This is a genomic window from Aliihoeflea sp. 40Bstr573, from assembly GCF_024105655.1.
GTDB lineage: Bacteria > Pseudomonadota > Alphaproteobacteria > Rhizobiales > Rhizobiaceae > Aliihoeflea.
In genome coordinates this window covers 136,071-148,190 of the sequence record NZ_JAAAMH010000008.1, presented here as the reverse complement: position 1 = coordinate 148,190, position 12,120 = coordinate 136,071, and the positions used below count along the sequence as shown (strand labels likewise).

At 62.9% G+C, this 12,120-nt stretch carries 16 protein-coding genes, 1 tRNA gene and 1 pseudogene; 10 read left to right on the top strand and 8 right to left on the bottom strand.

The window, feature by feature from the left end:
* Positions 1-191 precede the first annotated feature (191 nt).
* The 5 genes and pseudogenes from GTK01_RS12225 to GTK01_RS20980 all read left to right on the top strand — a co-directional run.
* Positions 192-407, top strand: a complete 216-nt coding sequence (locus GTK01_RS12225) for an AlpA family transcriptional regulator (protein ID WP_252926161.1) — start codon at positions 192-194, stop codon at positions 405-407.
* Positions 397-624 (top strand): hypothetical protein, encoded by a 228-nt coding sequence (locus GTK01_RS12220; RefSeq protein WP_252926160.1) that lies wholly within the window; start codon positions 397-399, stop codon positions 622-624. The genes GTK01_RS12225 and GTK01_RS12220 overlap by 11 nt, the downstream gene beginning before the upstream one ends.
* Before the next feature lie 84 nt (positions 625-708).
* Positions 709-1,128, top strand: coding sequence for a putative toxin-antitoxin system toxin component, PIN family (locus GTK01_RS12215; RefSeq protein WP_252926159.1), 420 nt, complete (start codon positions 709-711; stop codon positions 1,126-1,128).
* Positions 1,125-1,385 (top strand): toxin-antitoxin system HicB family antitoxin, encoded by a 261-nt coding sequence (locus GTK01_RS12210; RefSeq protein WP_252926158.1) that lies wholly within the window; start codon positions 1,125-1,127, stop codon positions 1,383-1,385. The genes GTK01_RS12215 and GTK01_RS12210 overlap by 4 nt, the downstream gene beginning before the upstream one ends.
* A gap of 18 nt (positions 1,386-1,403) precedes the next feature.
* Positions 1,404-2,462 (top strand): annotated as a pseudogene (locus tag GTK01_RS20980) (recombinase family protein); the annotation flags it as partial.
* 21 nt (positions 2,463-2,483) lie between these two features.
* Here the strand turns inward: GTK01_RS20980 and GTK01_RS21085 are convergent.
* Together GTK01_RS21085 and GTK01_RS12195 are read right to left on the bottom strand one after the other, a co-directional pair.
* Positions 2,484-2,810: a hypothetical protein gene (locus GTK01_RS21085; RefSeq protein WP_252926157.1), complete on the bottom strand. Its 327-nt coding sequence runs from the start codon at positions 2,808-2,810 to the stop codon at positions 2,484-2,486.
* 175 nt (positions 2,811-2,985) lie between these two features.
* Positions 2,986-3,062, bottom strand: a tRNA-Met gene (locus GTK01_RS12195).
* Between the two features lie 214 nt (positions 3,063-3,276).
* Here GTK01_RS12195 and GTK01_RS12190 point away from each other — a divergent pair.
* Positions 3,277-4,230, top strand: coding sequence for a Gfo/Idh/MocA family protein (locus tag GTK01_RS12190; RefSeq protein WP_252926156.1), 954 nt, complete (start codon positions 3,277-3,279; stop codon positions 4,228-4,230).
* A gap of 160 nt (positions 4,231-4,390) precedes the next feature.
* Here the strand turns inward: GTK01_RS12190 and GTK01_RS12185 are convergent, their stop codons facing one another.
* Positions 4,391-4,579 carry a hypothetical protein gene (locus tag GTK01_RS12185; RefSeq protein WP_252926155.1) on the bottom strand — a complete coding sequence of 63 codons (189 nt, stop codon included), beginning with the start codon at positions 4,577-4,579 and terminating at the stop codon, positions 4,391-4,393.
* Positions 4,580-4,692: 113 nt separating this feature from the next.
* The gene (gene mnmA / locus GTK01_RS12180) at positions 4,693-5,871 is read right to left on the bottom strand and encodes a tRNA 2-thiouridine(34) synthase MnmA (RefSeq protein WP_371924338.1); all 1,179 of its coding nucleotides are present in this window, start codon (positions 5,869-5,871) and stop codon (positions 4,693-4,695) included.
* Positions 5,872-6,121: 250 nt separating this feature from the next.
* Between mnmA and GTK01_RS12175 the strand changes: the two genes are divergently transcribed.
* Complete coding sequence (locus GTK01_RS12175; protein WP_024587510.1) at positions 6,122-6,397, top strand: DUF1153 domain-containing protein; 276 nt, start codon at positions 6,122-6,124, stop codon at positions 6,395-6,397.
* 153 nt (positions 6,398-6,550) lie between these two features.
* Here the strand turns inward: GTK01_RS12175 and GTK01_RS12170 are convergent, their stop codons facing one another.
* Positions 6,551-6,916 (bottom strand): flagellar export protein FliJ, encoded by a 366-nt coding sequence (locus GTK01_RS12170; protein ID WP_252926153.1) that lies wholly within the window; start codon positions 6,914-6,916, stop codon positions 6,551-6,553.
* A 400-nt stretch (positions 6,917-7,316) separates the two neighbouring features.
* Between GTK01_RS12170 and ctrA the strand changes: the two genes are divergently transcribed.
* On the top strand, positions 7,317-8,012 hold the full coding sequence (gene ctrA, locus GTK01_RS12165; RefSeq protein WP_024587507.1) for a response regulator transcription factor CtrA: 696 nt from the start codon (positions 7,317-7,319) through the stop codon (positions 8,010-8,012).
* 136 nt (positions 8,013-8,148) lie between these two features.
* Here the strand turns inward: ctrA and GTK01_RS12160 are convergent, their stop codons facing one another.
* Together GTK01_RS12160 and chpT are read right to left on the bottom strand one after the other, a co-directional pair.
* Positions 8,149-8,517 carry a PleD family two-component system response regulator gene (locus GTK01_RS12160; protein ID WP_252926152.1) on the bottom strand — a complete coding sequence of 123 codons (369 nt, stop codon included), beginning with the start codon at positions 8,515-8,517 and terminating at the stop codon, positions 8,149-8,151.
* Positions 8,518-8,631: 114 nt separating this feature from the next.
* Positions 8,632-9,261: a histidine phosphotransferase ChpT gene (chpT, locus tag GTK01_RS12155; RefSeq protein ID WP_252926151.1), complete on the bottom strand. Its 630-nt coding sequence runs from the start codon at positions 9,259-9,261 to the stop codon at positions 8,632-8,634.
* 254 nt (positions 9,262-9,515) lie between these two features.
* Here chpT and GTK01_RS12150 point away from each other — a divergent pair, with 254 nt between their 5' ends.
* Positions 9,516-10,091 carry a DUF1134 domain-containing protein gene (locus GTK01_RS12150; RefSeq protein ID WP_371924342.1) on the top strand — a complete coding sequence of 192 codons (576 nt, stop codon included), beginning with the start codon at positions 9,516-9,518 and terminating at the stop codon, positions 10,089-10,091.
* Positions 10,092-10,220: 129 nt separating this feature from the next.
* Positions 10,221-11,354 carry a hypothetical protein gene (locus GTK01_RS12145; RefSeq protein WP_252926149.1) on the top strand — a complete coding sequence of 378 codons (1,134 nt, stop codon included), beginning with the start codon at positions 10,221-10,223 and terminating at the stop codon, positions 11,352-11,354.
* On the opposite strand, the gene GTK01_RS12140 is transcribed toward GTK01_RS12145, so the two are convergent.
* The gene (locus GTK01_RS12140) at positions 11,310-12,116 is read right to left on the bottom strand and encodes an RNA methyltransferase (protein WP_252926148.1); all 807 of its coding nucleotides are present in this window, start codon (positions 12,114-12,116) and stop codon (positions 11,310-11,312) included. The genes GTK01_RS12145 and GTK01_RS12140 overlap by 45 nt on opposite strands.
* Positions 12,117-12,120 lie beyond the last annotated feature (4 nt).

The window sequence follows — 12,120 nt, the reverse complement described above, 5'->3', positions numbered from 1 at the left end:
CGACCGGAACTGGCCTTCATCAACAATGCGCGCCGGTGGCGGGCCGAATATCGGCTACGACAACCATCCTATTTACCGCCGGTTGCACGTCATAGCCCTACGGCGGCTAAATATCTGTTGCACAACGGCAATTCGTTGCTCTGTCTGGTCTCTGCAATCGCCAGAAACAGCCAGAAGGAGGCAATGCGGCCATGCGCCAGCCAGATCGTATCATCCGCTTTGACACTGTTCGCGCCCGAACCGGTCTGTCGCGATCCACCATCTACCGCAAGATCAAAGAGGGCACCTTTCCAGCCCAGCTCAAGATCAGCATCAACGGCGCGGGATGGCGGGAATCCGACATCAACCGCTGGGTCGCCGATCCGGTCAAATGGCGGCCAGAGGAAGAGGCCGGCGATGGGCGATGAGGAAAAGTATCGGGGTAGAGAGAGACCGGCGAACGACAACCATGCGCCCGAGGGGCAGCAAGCCGGGAGCACAGCCGATGCGTCTGAACGTGTGGATGCGGTGGTGATGTCCATCGCCCGGTTGATCGGCAGGCGGATGGCACGCGAGGACTATGAGGATGCCATGCGCGCGGCGAATGATAATGCGTCATCCAAAACTAATGACGATGACCGATAGAGCCGTGATCCGCACAGCTATGCCTCACATGATCCGATGCGAAGTGATTGTAGACATCCTATGAGATGTCTATATACTGCCTCCATGAGGCTGGTTCTGGACACCAATGTGATCGTGGCGGCGTTCCGCAGCCGCAACGGCGCGAGCAACCTGCTGCTCCGCTTCGTTGACCGGGGCATGGTGACGCCGCTGTGTTCGACGGCGCTGTTTCTCGAATATGAGGCGGTGCTGAGCCGGGAGGAAAACCGCAAGGCAACCGGCCACAGCCTCGAAGATGTCGCGGCGGTGATGAGCGCACTCGCTGCCGTTTCCGAGGGCGTCGATATTTCGTTTCGGACGCGGCCCATGCTGTCCGATGTCGCCGACGAGATGGTGCTTGAAGCCGCCTTGAACGGCGAGGCCGAGGCCATCGTGACGCATAACGTCAAGGACTTCCGCCCAGCGCTCAAACTGGGCATCACCATTGCAACGCCGGGAGAGATTGTCAGGAGACTGAATACATGACGCAGACCCTACGCTACAAATACCCGCTGCAACTGCCGCAGTCGCTCAAGGAAACGGCGGCGCGGCTGGCGCAAGAGGACGGAGTGTCTCTCAACCAGTGGATCGTCTCGGCCGTCGCGCAGAAGATCGGTGCCATGGAGACAGCGGCCGACTTTCTCAAGGCGCGTGCTGGCACGGCAAAGCGCGGAGATTTGACGAGGCTTCTGGACCAAGCGCCGGATGTGCAGCCGATGCCGGAGGATGCCATCAAGGACTGACCGAACACGGAGACCGTCATGACCCGCGCAGCACTCTACGCCCGTTATTCCTCTGACCACCAGCGGGATGCCTCGATTGAGGATCAGTTGCGGCTATGCCGTGAGCGCGCGGGCCATGAAGGATGGCAGGTCGTGGAAAATTATACCGACGCCGCAATTTCCGGTGCCAGCATGATCCTCCGTCCGGGGATCAAAACACTGCTCGCGGATGCTCAGGATGGACGGTTCGACGTGGTGCTAGCCGAAGCCCTTGACAGGCTCTCCCGTGATCAGGAAGACATCGCCGCATTATTCAAGCGGCTTCGGTTCGCCGGTGTTCGCATCGTCACCTTGTCGGAGGGAACGGTGGATGAGTTGCATGTCGGCCTGAAAGGCACGATGAATGCTCTCTTCCTTCGCGATCTGGCTGCCAAGATCAGGCGTGGCCAGTCCGGCCGTATCATCAGCGGATATTCCGCCGGGGGCCTGTCCTACGGGTATCGCGTGGTCAAGAAGCTCGACGAACGTGGGGAGCCTATCCGGGGCCTCCGGGAAGTGGATGAGGAACAGGCCGGCGTACTCCGGCGCATCTTCCACGAGTTTGCTTCGGGACGTTCCGCCCGGACCATCGCTGCCGGCCTTAACCGCGACGGCATTCCCTCTCCATTCGGTCGGGAATGGGGAGCCTCGACGATCAACGGCAATCTCAAACGTCGCAGCGGCATACTCTATAACGAGGCCTATATCGGATTTCTGGTCTTCAATCGCGTTCAGATGGTCAAGGACCCGGAGACCGGCAAGCGCATCTCCCGCCCGAATCTGCCCGAGCAGTGGCAAGTAGTGGAGGCTCCTCACCTGCGTATCGTCAGCGACGAGCTCTGGAATGCCGTCCAGGCACGCAAGAAGCTCTACGGCGGGACTCGGCTTCATAAACGTCGAAGGCCGAAACATATGTTCTCCGGTCTCGTGCGGTGCGGGTGTTGCGGCGCCACCTACACCATCAAGACCCAGGATCAGCTCGCTTGCACAGCGCATCGGGAACGAGGGACATGCACGAACAACCGCACCGTTCGTGTGCCCGACCTCGAACGCCGCGTGCTTGAAGGCATCAAGCAGCGGCTACTCGCGCCTGACGCGGTTGCGGAATTCCTCACTGAGTATCATGCCGAGAGGAAGCGCCTGAACGCCAAGATGCGGCATGATCGGCAGCAGATCGACAAACGGCTTGTCATTCTCGAAAGGCAAATCGCAAACATCATCGACGCCATAGCCGATGGTGCGGCAACGGCAGGCATGAAGTCTCGGCTGATCGAGATGGAGGAAGAGAAAGAGCGCCTTGCCGCTGATCTTGCCGCAATCTCGGATGCTGGCGATGTCGTGGAACTGCATCCGGCTTCGATCGAGGTCTATCGCCGCAGGATTGCCGACTTGCAGGAGGCGCTGCACTCCAACGAAGACGATCGTCGGGAAGCGATCAATACCATTCGTTCGCTCGTTGCAAGCATTGAGGTGATACCGCGCGAAGGGCGCGGGAAATTTGACCTACACGTCAATGGCGCACTGGCAGAACTGCTCAACCTGCCTCGCCGCAACCCCGGCGAACCGCCAAACACTGTAATGGTGGTAGCGGAGGAGGGATTCGAACCCCCGACACAAGGATTATGATTCCTCTGCTCTAACCTACTGAGCTACTCCGCCCCGGCAGCGCCGTGGCGCCGCGAAGTGCCGCGGATATAAGGGGCGGGCGGTGGCACTGTCAAGCAAGCGCGCGGTCTTGCGGACGGGTTTTTGCCCCTATTGCGCATTCCCTTCCGTCATCGGCGGCGACTTCGCCACCATGCGCGGCGCGAGGGTTGAGTTCCTTCGGCCCGCCCATTATGTCTGCGCTCGGACCCGTCAACCAGAAAGCCAGATGAAACCGCGCATCGCCGTCCTCGGATGCGGATATTGGGGATCGAACCATATCCGAACGCTCAAGTCGCTCGGCGCGCTGCAGGCGGTGGCGGACGTCAATTCCGCGCGCGCCGAAGGCTTTGCGGCCGAGCATGGATGCATTGCCGTCGGTGTCGACGAGATCTACGGCCGCGATGACATCGACGCCGTCGTCATGGCGCTGCCGCCGCAGTTCCATGCCGAAGCCGCGATCCGCGCGGTGGAAAACGGCAAGGACGTGCTGGTCGAAAAGCCGATTGCGCTCACCGTCGAGGATGCGACGCGTGCCGTCGAGACGGCCAAGGCCTGCGGCCGCATCTTCATGACCGGTCACGTGCTGCGCTTCCATCCCGGTTTCGAGGGGCTGAAGGCGTTGATTGACGCGGGCGAGCTCGGCCGTGTGCGCTACATCCACTCTCACCGGCTCGGTCTCGGCAAGTTTCACACCGAGAACGACGCACTTTGGGATCTCGCCCCGCACGACCTCTCGATGATCCTAGCCATCACCGGCGCCCATCCGGTCGAGGTGCGCGGGGAGGGCGCGGCACTGCTCGATCATCTGTCCGATTTCGCGCATCTGCACATGCGCTTTCCCGGCGATCTGCGCAGCCATCTCTTCGCCTCGCGGCTGAACCCCTATCGCGAGCGGCGGCTGACGGTCGTCGGCGAGAAGGCGATGGCGGTGTTCGACGACGTGGAGCCGTGGGAACGGAAGCTCGCCGTCTATCGCCACGCGATCTGGCGCGACAGCGGCCAGTGGGCGTTCACGATGAACGAGCCATCCTATGTGCCGGTCGAGCAGGGCATGCCGCTGACGCGCGAACTGCAGCACTTCATCCAGTGCATCGAAACGCGCGAGGAGCCGCGCACGTCCGGCGAGGAGGCGATCGGCGTTCTCAAGATCCTGACGGCGGGCACTGTCCTGCACGACTGAGGCCGTCAGGATATCTGGCAACCTCCTTCATCGCTGCCGTCAGCACGACTGACAAACCGGACGCGCAGGCCCGGCGGGCCTCCAAGCAGCCAGTTGGAGTGGTTCAGACGGAAAAGTTCGAGCGCATCTGCAGTGCGGTCAGCGCCAGGCAGACGATCGATCAGAAACCCACGGCAAGATTCTTGCGCGCTCCTCTTCGTTCGATCTGATGGATCGAAAGATCAGCCATCATGATCAGGAGAAAGATGCGCGCCGCGTAACCGATCGCGGCGATCGGGCGCGGATTGAGCCCGTGGGCAAGGACGACCCCGAACGCGGCGACGAACCGCAGCAGATCCAGCGCTGCCACCGGTCCGTTTCGATCTTGACCATTGCCCTATGCCCCTCCCTGGGGAGGCATGTTTCTCTGCAAGCGGCTGCACATGCCTGAGCAACGATTTCCCGCAGGCGTCAGGCCAAGCGTCAGGCGGCGGGCAGGGCCTCCAGCCGGGCGAGCATTTCCTCGGAGCGCCGGCTGCGTTCGGTTCGGGCGATGAAGCCACCGCCGAGGACGCGCGTATCCTCGCTCTCGTCGGCATAGAGCACGCAGGCCTGGCCGGGTGCGATGCCGGCCTCGCCGTCGGCCAGTTCGACGATCGGCCGGCCGTCGCGCACGAAAAGCCGCGCCTCGCGCGGCGGGCGTGTCGAGCGCACCTTGGCAAAGAGCTCGATGCCCTCGGCCGGCAGCGCCTCGAGGGGTGCGTCGCCCAGCCAGTTCATGTCGCGCAGCACGATCCGGTGCGTCTCCAGCGCCTCCTTCGGCCCGACGATCACGCGTGCGCGGGGCGCATCGAGGTGGACGACGTAGAGCGGCTCGCCGGAGGCGACGCCAAGGCCGCGGCGCTGGCCGATCGTATAGCGCAAAATGCCGTCGTGACGGCCCAGGTGTCGGCCGTCGACATGGTAGATGTCGCCCGGCTGGGCCGCTTCGGGCCGCAGCTTCGCGATGATGTCGGCATATTTGCCCTGCGGCACGAAGCAGATGTCCTGACTGTCGGGCTTGGCGGCCACCGTCAGCCCCATGCGCGCGGCCGCGTCGCGCACCTCGCGCTTCGACATGCCGCCGAGCGGGAAGCGCAGAAAGTCGATCTGCTCCTGCGTGGTGGCGAAGAGGAAATAGCTCTGGTCACGGTCGGCGTCGATCGGCCTGAACAGCGCGCGATGCGCGCCATTGGCGCGGCTGCGGATATAGTGCCCGGTCGCGAGCGCGTCGGCGCCGAGTTCGCGCGCGGTCTGCAACAGGTCGGCGAACTTGACCGTCTGGTTGCAGGCAACGCACGGGATCGGCGTCTCGCCGGCGATGTAGCTTTCGGCAAATGGGTTGATCACCGCCTCACGGAACCGCTTCTCGTAGTCCAGCACGTAATGGGGGATGCCGAGCTTCTCGGAGACCGCGCGCGCGTCGCCAATGTCCTGCCCGGCGCAGCACGAGCCCGCGCGATGCACCGCCGCGCCGTGGTCGTAGAGCTGCAGCGTGATGCCCACCACGTCATAACCCTGTTCCTTCATCAGGCCGGCGACGACGGAGGAATCGACGCCTCCGGACATGGCGACAACGACGCGCGTGTCTTCGGGGCGCTTGTCGAAATCAAGGCTGTTCATCAGGTGGCTCATCAGGCTTGCATGATCGGACCGGCTTCAAGGACCGGGGCGGTCGGCGTCTATATAGGCGAGCCGGGCAGGGGCTGCCAACCGCCCGCAAGCGCCGCGTTCGCACTCTTTAAGATTTGAGGTGTCCGCGAAAGCCCGCGTTCACGAAGGTTACGGTAGGCTTACCGGTGATTTAGCCCTTTCTTAAAGCTGTGGCGTTAGTGTGGCCGTCGATTGGGTCTTTGATGTTGTAGAGAGTACGATGACCGATCTTATTAGACCGCGTGTCAAATATGTAATCGGGCCGGACGGCAGCCCGTTGACGATTGCCGATCTGCCCCCCAGCAACACGCGTCGCTGGGTCATTCGCCGGAAGGCCGAGGTGGTGGCTGCCGTTCGCGGTGGTTTGCTCAGCCTCGATGAAGCCTGCCAGCGATATAAGCTGACGGTCGAGGAGTTCCTGTCCTGGCAGGCCTCCATCGACGATCATGGTCTTGCCGGCCTGCGCACCACGCGCATCCAGCAATACCGCCACTGACAAAGCGGTTATCCGATTTGACGAAGCGCCCGGCCTGCCGGGCGTTTTGTCGTTTCAGGGGTCTTCGCCAACCGTGATCCGTCCCGTGCGGACATGAAAAAGCCCGCCGCGGTTCAGCCGGGGCGGGCTTGTCGCAAATTCATGCGGCCAGGGTCATCCGGTGGCGGCGCGGCCGGAATAGTCGGGTTCGCGGTTGCGGTTGTCGAGCGCTTCGGCCTTTGCCAGCTCGGCCTCGGCTTCCGTGAGCGCGTCTTCGGCGGCGCTGCGCTGCGAGGCGAGGTCGTTGCGCGAATTGTGCAGATTGTCCCGGCGCTGGCGCGCGGCCTTGGCGAAGGTGGGATAAGCGAAATGATTGATGTCCGTGATACCCGCCTTCTTCTCTTCCGAAACGATCTGGGCATCGAGTTCACCGGCCATGCGGTCGAATTCGGCGATCATCATGTCGAGCTGGAGCAATTGCTTGCGCTTCTCGCCAACCTGAAATTGCTTCAGTCGGACCAGGTTTTCACGTGACTTCATACTCAACGCTCCCGAAACGCCACCCGCACGCTATGGTCGATATCGTTACTTTTTTCTTCGCGACCATCCCCGATCGCGCCGGAAAGTAACCATTCGTTTACGCGCATTGTTAATCATAGGGACGAGGACTTAAGGCGGGGTAAATCCCAACATGAGGTCACGGTCGCAAAGCGCCTTTCCATGAGTCGCTTATGCGGAGATCCTAAAGTTCAGATTCATGGTGCGGTTGGCGGATTAGTCTTTTTGAAACAGGTTGCTACGACAAACTGCTGAATGTTGCGATGGCCTCTTGCCAGGCTGAATCAGAGTTTGTTAACCATTTCGATGGCATCCTGCGATTCAGGCAAATCAACGCTTCGGTGCCGAGCTGACGGGGCTGTTGGCGGAGAAGGGGAATGAAATGCGCGTTTTGCTGATTGAAGACGACAGTGCGATTGCACAGAGCATCGAGCTGATGCTCAAGTCGGAAAGCTTCAATGTCTATTCGACCGATCTTGGCGAGGAGGGTGTCGATCTCGGCAAGCTCTACGACTACGACATCATTCTTCTGGACCTGAACCTGCCGGACATGTCCGGCTATGAGGTGCTGCGCACGCTGCGGCTTTCGAAGGTCAAGACGCCGATTCTCATCCTCTCCGGCATGGCCGGCATCGAGGACAAGGTGCGCGGTCTCGGCTTCGGTGCCGATGACTACATGACCAAGCCATTCCACAAGGATGAGCTCGTCGCCCGCATCCATGCCATCGTGCGCCGCTCCAAGGGCCATGCCCAGTCGGTCATCACCACGGGCGACCTGATCGTCAATCTCGACGCCAAGACGGTCGAGGTCGGTGGCCAGCGCGTGCACCTGACCGGCAAGGAATACCAGATGCTGGAGCTGCTCTCGCTGCGCAAGGGCACCACGCTCACCAAGGAAATGTTCCTCAACCACCTTTATGGCGGCATGGATGAGCCGGAGCTGAAGATCATCGACGTCTTCATCTGCAAGCTGCGCAAGAAGCTCGACCTCGCCTCCGGCGGCCAGAACTATATCGAGACCGTCTGGGGCCGTGGCTACGTGCTTCGCGAGCCCGAGGAAATGCGCGTCAGCGCCTGATCGCTCACATCCAGACAGGAAAAAACCCGGCCTCGAGCCGGGTTTTCTTTTTGCTCACTGGTCGTCAGTGGCGTCCCTCAATGCCAGGATCAGCCGGGTCGGTCGTTGGGAGGAATTGTCAATCCGTTCCCAACCGTCAAGCCGCCATCTGGATTTCCCGGAAACGCTCCAGCAGGATTGGCCGGTTGAAGGGCTTGAGGATATAGCCTTTCGCGCCGGCGCGCTTGGCGCGCATGATGGCGCCGACGTCGAATTCGGTCATGCAGATGACGATGCGCGGCTTGGGCTCGGCGGGAAGCGCCATCGCCTGGCGGATGAAGTCCACGGTCGCCATGTCGGGAAGCTGCGCGTCGACGACGATGATGTCGGGCATCTCGGCAGCGCAGTGCGACAGCGCTTCGCGGCCGTCGCAGGCTTCGACCACGGCCATCTGCGGCGTGGCGAGGATTCGCTTGGCGACCTTGCGGATGACGTTGGAATCGTCCACGATCATGCAGCGCTTCATCCCGAAATCCCTTCCGTCCATCGATCGGCCCCCGCCTTGTCTGTGAGCAGGAAGCTACGCGGCCCGGGTAAAGAAGCGGGTAATCGGTTGGCTGAATAATGGGTTAATCGGCGTCTATTCGGCCGTCAGAACGATGTCTTCGGCGCTGGCGCGGATATTGATTTCCATGCCGGCCTCGCGTGCCAGAAGCAGCGTGTAGTAGGCCTGAACCGAGTGCGCGTCGATCGCCTCTTCGGGCTTGCGGCCCGAATGCATTTCGAGAAACTTCGCCGGCACGCGCACCATCGGGCCCTTGGCCGTCAGCGTGAATCGCGGCTTGGTCTGGAGGTTCTCAAGGTCCACGGTGATCTTGCCGCCGCGCGGAATGCCGCCATTGGCAACGAGCAGGAGGTTCAGGATCAGCTTGACGGCGTTCTTGGGCAGGAGCGCGCGCTCGCCGGTCCATTCCAGTTCAGGCTTTTCGTTCTTCAGGAAGGCCTGTGCCACGCTTTCGGCGTCGCCGGTGTCGATCTGCATCCCGGCCGAGCCAGCTGCGCCGAAGGCGATGCGGGCGAACTGGAGCCGGGCCGAGGCGTTGCGGGCGCTGGTGCGGATCAGGTGCATGGCGTCTTCGTCCGCGCCGCCCTCATCGAGGAGTTCGAGGCCGTTGTTGATCGCGCCGACCGGCGAGATGACGTCGTGGCAAACGCGGCTGCACAGGAGTGCAGCAAGATCGGTTGCGGTCAGCGTGAAGAGTTCGGACATGCGATCGGCCCCTCGTTTGGCATGCGTATGTTGGACGGACCGTCGCTTCCGCGCCGCGCGCGAATCGTGTCGATATCGTCGTCAGCCGTGGTGACACAGCCGGCCGCGTCCATCAAGAAAACCCGCCTTTGCGGGCGGCCTTACTTTTCATTAAGCCTGCCGGGTTACCGTTCCTTAAACGTAAACGCGCCGCGCCCGGATCACGACCGGCGCGCGGCGCAGGCTTGCTCCGGAGGTTCGCCATGAGACCGCATATGCCAGCAGCTCTCCTTTCGCGCCTGTCCATAGTGATCGCCCTTTTGACGGCGGGCGTTCTTGCCGTTTCCGCGCCGGCGCGCGCCAACCAGCCCTATACGGCGCAGGAGATCATCGATTCGGGACACCAGTTCTTCGGTTCGACCTCGGGTGGGCTCGCGACCGTCGTCGAGCAGATCTTCCAGAGCTACGGCCTGCCCAACGGCTACATTCTCGGTGAGGAAGCCGGCGGCGCCTTCATCGGCGGGCTGACCTATGGCGAAGGCACGCTCTACACAAAGAATGTCGGCGACCACCGCGTCTACTGGCAGGGTCCGTCGGTCGGTTGGGACGCCGGCGGGCAGGGCTCGCGGACCATGGTTCTGGTCTACAATCTCGACGCCGTGCCGAGCCTTTATGGCAAGCGTTATGCCGGCGTCGCCGGCTCGGCCTATCTCGTCGCCGGGCTTGGCTTCAACGTCATGAAGCACGGCAACATCCTGCTCGTCCCGGTGCGCACCGGCGTCGGCGCGCGGCTCGGCGTCAATATCGGCTACCTCAAGGTCACCCAGAACCCGACATGGAATCCGTTCTGACCTCGAGAATGCCGCCATCAACAGACTTGCGGCGGTTCTCCGCCGCAATTTGCGCGTAAGGCTTGATCAGAACGGGATCAGGGTCCACCACGTCAGTATCGTCATCGGGCCGTCCATGGAAAAGCGTTTGTGATCCAGACCTTCTTGTTCTTCGGCCTCGGTTTTCTGACGGCCGCCTTCATCGGGCTCCTGTTTGCCCCGGCGCTGCGCCGGCGCACCGAGCGCCTGACGACGCGCCGCATCGAGGCGCGCCTGCCGCTGACGCGCGAGGAGATCCAGGCCGACAAGGACCGCATCCGCGCTGAGGCCGCGCTGAAGCAGCGCAAGGTCGAGATCGAACTCAAGGCCGCGCGCGCGCGCATTGCCGAACAGATGGTCGACCTTGACCGCCAGCGCCAGGCGCTCGGATCGAGCGGCGACGTGATCCTGGCGCGCGATACGCGCATCGCCGAGCTCGAGGCGGAAGTCGAGGAAATGCGTGCCACGATAGCCGCGCATGACGAGAAAGTGGCACATCTGGAAGACAGGCTGGTTTCCGAACACGCGGAGGCCTTCGCGCGCAAGAGCGAGCTCGACCGGCTTTCCGCGCTCTACGAGGATGCCAGCTTGACGTCGAGCAGCCGGCAGATCGAGGTCGTTGCGCGCGAGACGGAGATCGACCGGCTTGCCACCGATCTCGCCGCGCTGCGCAACCAGCGCAACGAGACGGAGCGCAAGCTGCGCGACGTCACCGCCGACAACAAGGCGATGCGCGAGGCGCTGAAGGTCGAGACGCGCAAGAGCGAGGATGCCAACCGGCGCATCGAGCGCCTTCTGTCCGATCTGTCCGACCGCGAGGACAGGTTGGAGCGGCGCGAGAAAGAGATCGCCCGTCTCAAGGGCAAGGCGCCGGCGGACGCGGCGGAAGAGCCCGATGCCGCCGATAAGATTGCAGCCGAGCGCGACCGTCTGGAAAAGAAACTCGCGACGCTGACGCGCGAAAACAAGAAGCTCAAGTCGCAGGCCACATCGCCGAAACCTTCAGGCGATGACGACGCGCAGCTTCGCGACCAGCTTCACCAGCTCGCCGCCGAGATGGTGCACCTGACGGCGACGCTCGAAGGTCCGCAATCGCCCATCCGCAAGGCCATCGAGGCGGCGCAGGCGTCAGGCGAGGGGCTTCCGGTGAGCCTTGCAGAACGCATCAGCGCGCTGCGCGAAGCCTCCGAGCGCGCAAGATCAGTTCCGGTGCAGCCTGCGCAGGCGATGGAGAGCGATCGCTGAGGCGGCCGCGACGTTGAGACTGTCGAAATCGGCCTCCATGTCGATCCGCACGCGCCGCATCCGCGCCATCAACGCCTCCGGCAGGCCCCGCCCCTCCGCGCCCAGATAGATCGCCTGCCGCCCCGCCGGCGCGATCTCCGCAAGATCCTCTGCATTGCGCGGCGTCATCGCCAATTGCTCGAAGCCGGCGGCGTCCAATGCGTCGTACATCGCGGTGGCATCGGGAAGCACCGCATAGGGCACCTTCAGCGCCGCGCCGACCGAGACGCGGATCGCCTTGCGATAGAGCGGGTCGCAGCTTGCGGCGTCGAGCAGCACCGTATCGGCCCCAAGCGCGGCCGCATTGCGGAAGATCGCGCCGACATTGTCGTGGTTCGCGATGCCGACCATCGCGACGATCAACGCGTCGTCGGGCAGGGCGGCGAGTATCACAGCGGCTGCTTCCGGCTCTCGCTTTGCCCCGATCGCCAATATGCCGCGATGGATGTGGAAGCCGGCGATGGCGTCCATCGTCGCCTGGTCCGCGATGTAAAGCGGCGCGTTGGCCGGCTTCGCTGCGAGCGTGTCTTCCATGCCGGCCAGACGCTTGTCGAGGATGAGGACGGATTCGGTTTCGAACCGCCGCGCGCCAAACAGCACGTTCAGAACCACCTTGCCCTCCGCGACGAAGCGTCCCTCGCGGCCGACGAGGTCGCGTTCGCGCACGTTGCGATAGGCGGCAATCCTGGGGTCTTGCGGGTCGGTGATCTCGATCGGCGTCATCGCC

Bases quoted from the DNA above. Each gene is read 5' to 3' on its own strand.
- GTK01_RS12160 (WP_252926152.1), bottom strand. From the start codon at position 8,517: ATGAAGCGCTGCATGATCGTGGACGATTCCAACGTCATCCGCAAGGTC.
- chpT (WP_252926151.1), bottom strand. From the start codon at position 9,261: ATGTCCGAACTCTTCACGCTGACCGCAACCGATCTTGCTGCACTCCTG.
- GTK01_RS12150 (WP_371924342.1), top strand. From the start codon at position 9,516: ATGCCAGCAGCTCTCCTTTCGCGCCTGTCCATAGTGATCGCCCTTTTG.
- GTK01_RS12140 (WP_252926148.1), bottom strand. From the start codon at position 12,116: ATGACGCCGATCGAGATCACCGACCCGCAAGACCCCAGGATTGCCGCC.
- GTK01_RS12215 (WP_252926159.1), top strand. From the start codon at position 709: ATGAGGCTGGTTCTGGACACCAATGTGATCGTGGCGGCGTTCCGCAGC.
- mnmA (WP_371924338.1), bottom strand. From the start codon at position 5,871: ATGAACAGCCTTGATTTCGACAAGCGCCCCGAAGACACGCGCGTCGTT.
- GTK01_RS12175 (WP_024587510.1), top strand. From the start codon at position 6,122: ATGACCGATCTTATTAGACCGCGTGTCAAATATGTAATCGGGCCGGAC.
- GTK01_RS12190 (WP_252926156.1), top strand. From the start codon at position 3,277: ATGAAACCGCGCATCGCCGTCCTCGGATGCGGATATTGGGGATCGAAC.
- GTK01_RS12220 (WP_252926160.1), top strand. From the start codon at position 397: ATGGGCGATGAGGAAAAGTATCGGGGTAGAGAGAGACCGGCGAACGAC.
- ctrA (WP_024587507.1), top strand. From the start codon at position 7,317: ATGCGCGTTTTGCTGATTGAAGACGACAGTGCGATTGCACAGAGCATC.
- GTK01_RS12210 (WP_252926158.1), top strand. From the start codon at position 1,125: ATGACGCAGACCCTACGCTACAAATACCCGCTGCAACTGCCGCAGTCG.
- GTK01_RS12170 (WP_252926153.1), bottom strand. From the start codon at position 6,916: ATGAAGTCACGTGAAAACCTGGTCCGACTGAAGCAATTTCAGGTTGGC.
- GTK01_RS12225 (WP_252926161.1), top strand. From the start codon at position 192: ATGCGCCAGCCAGATCGTATCATCCGCTTTGACACTGTTCGCGCCCGA.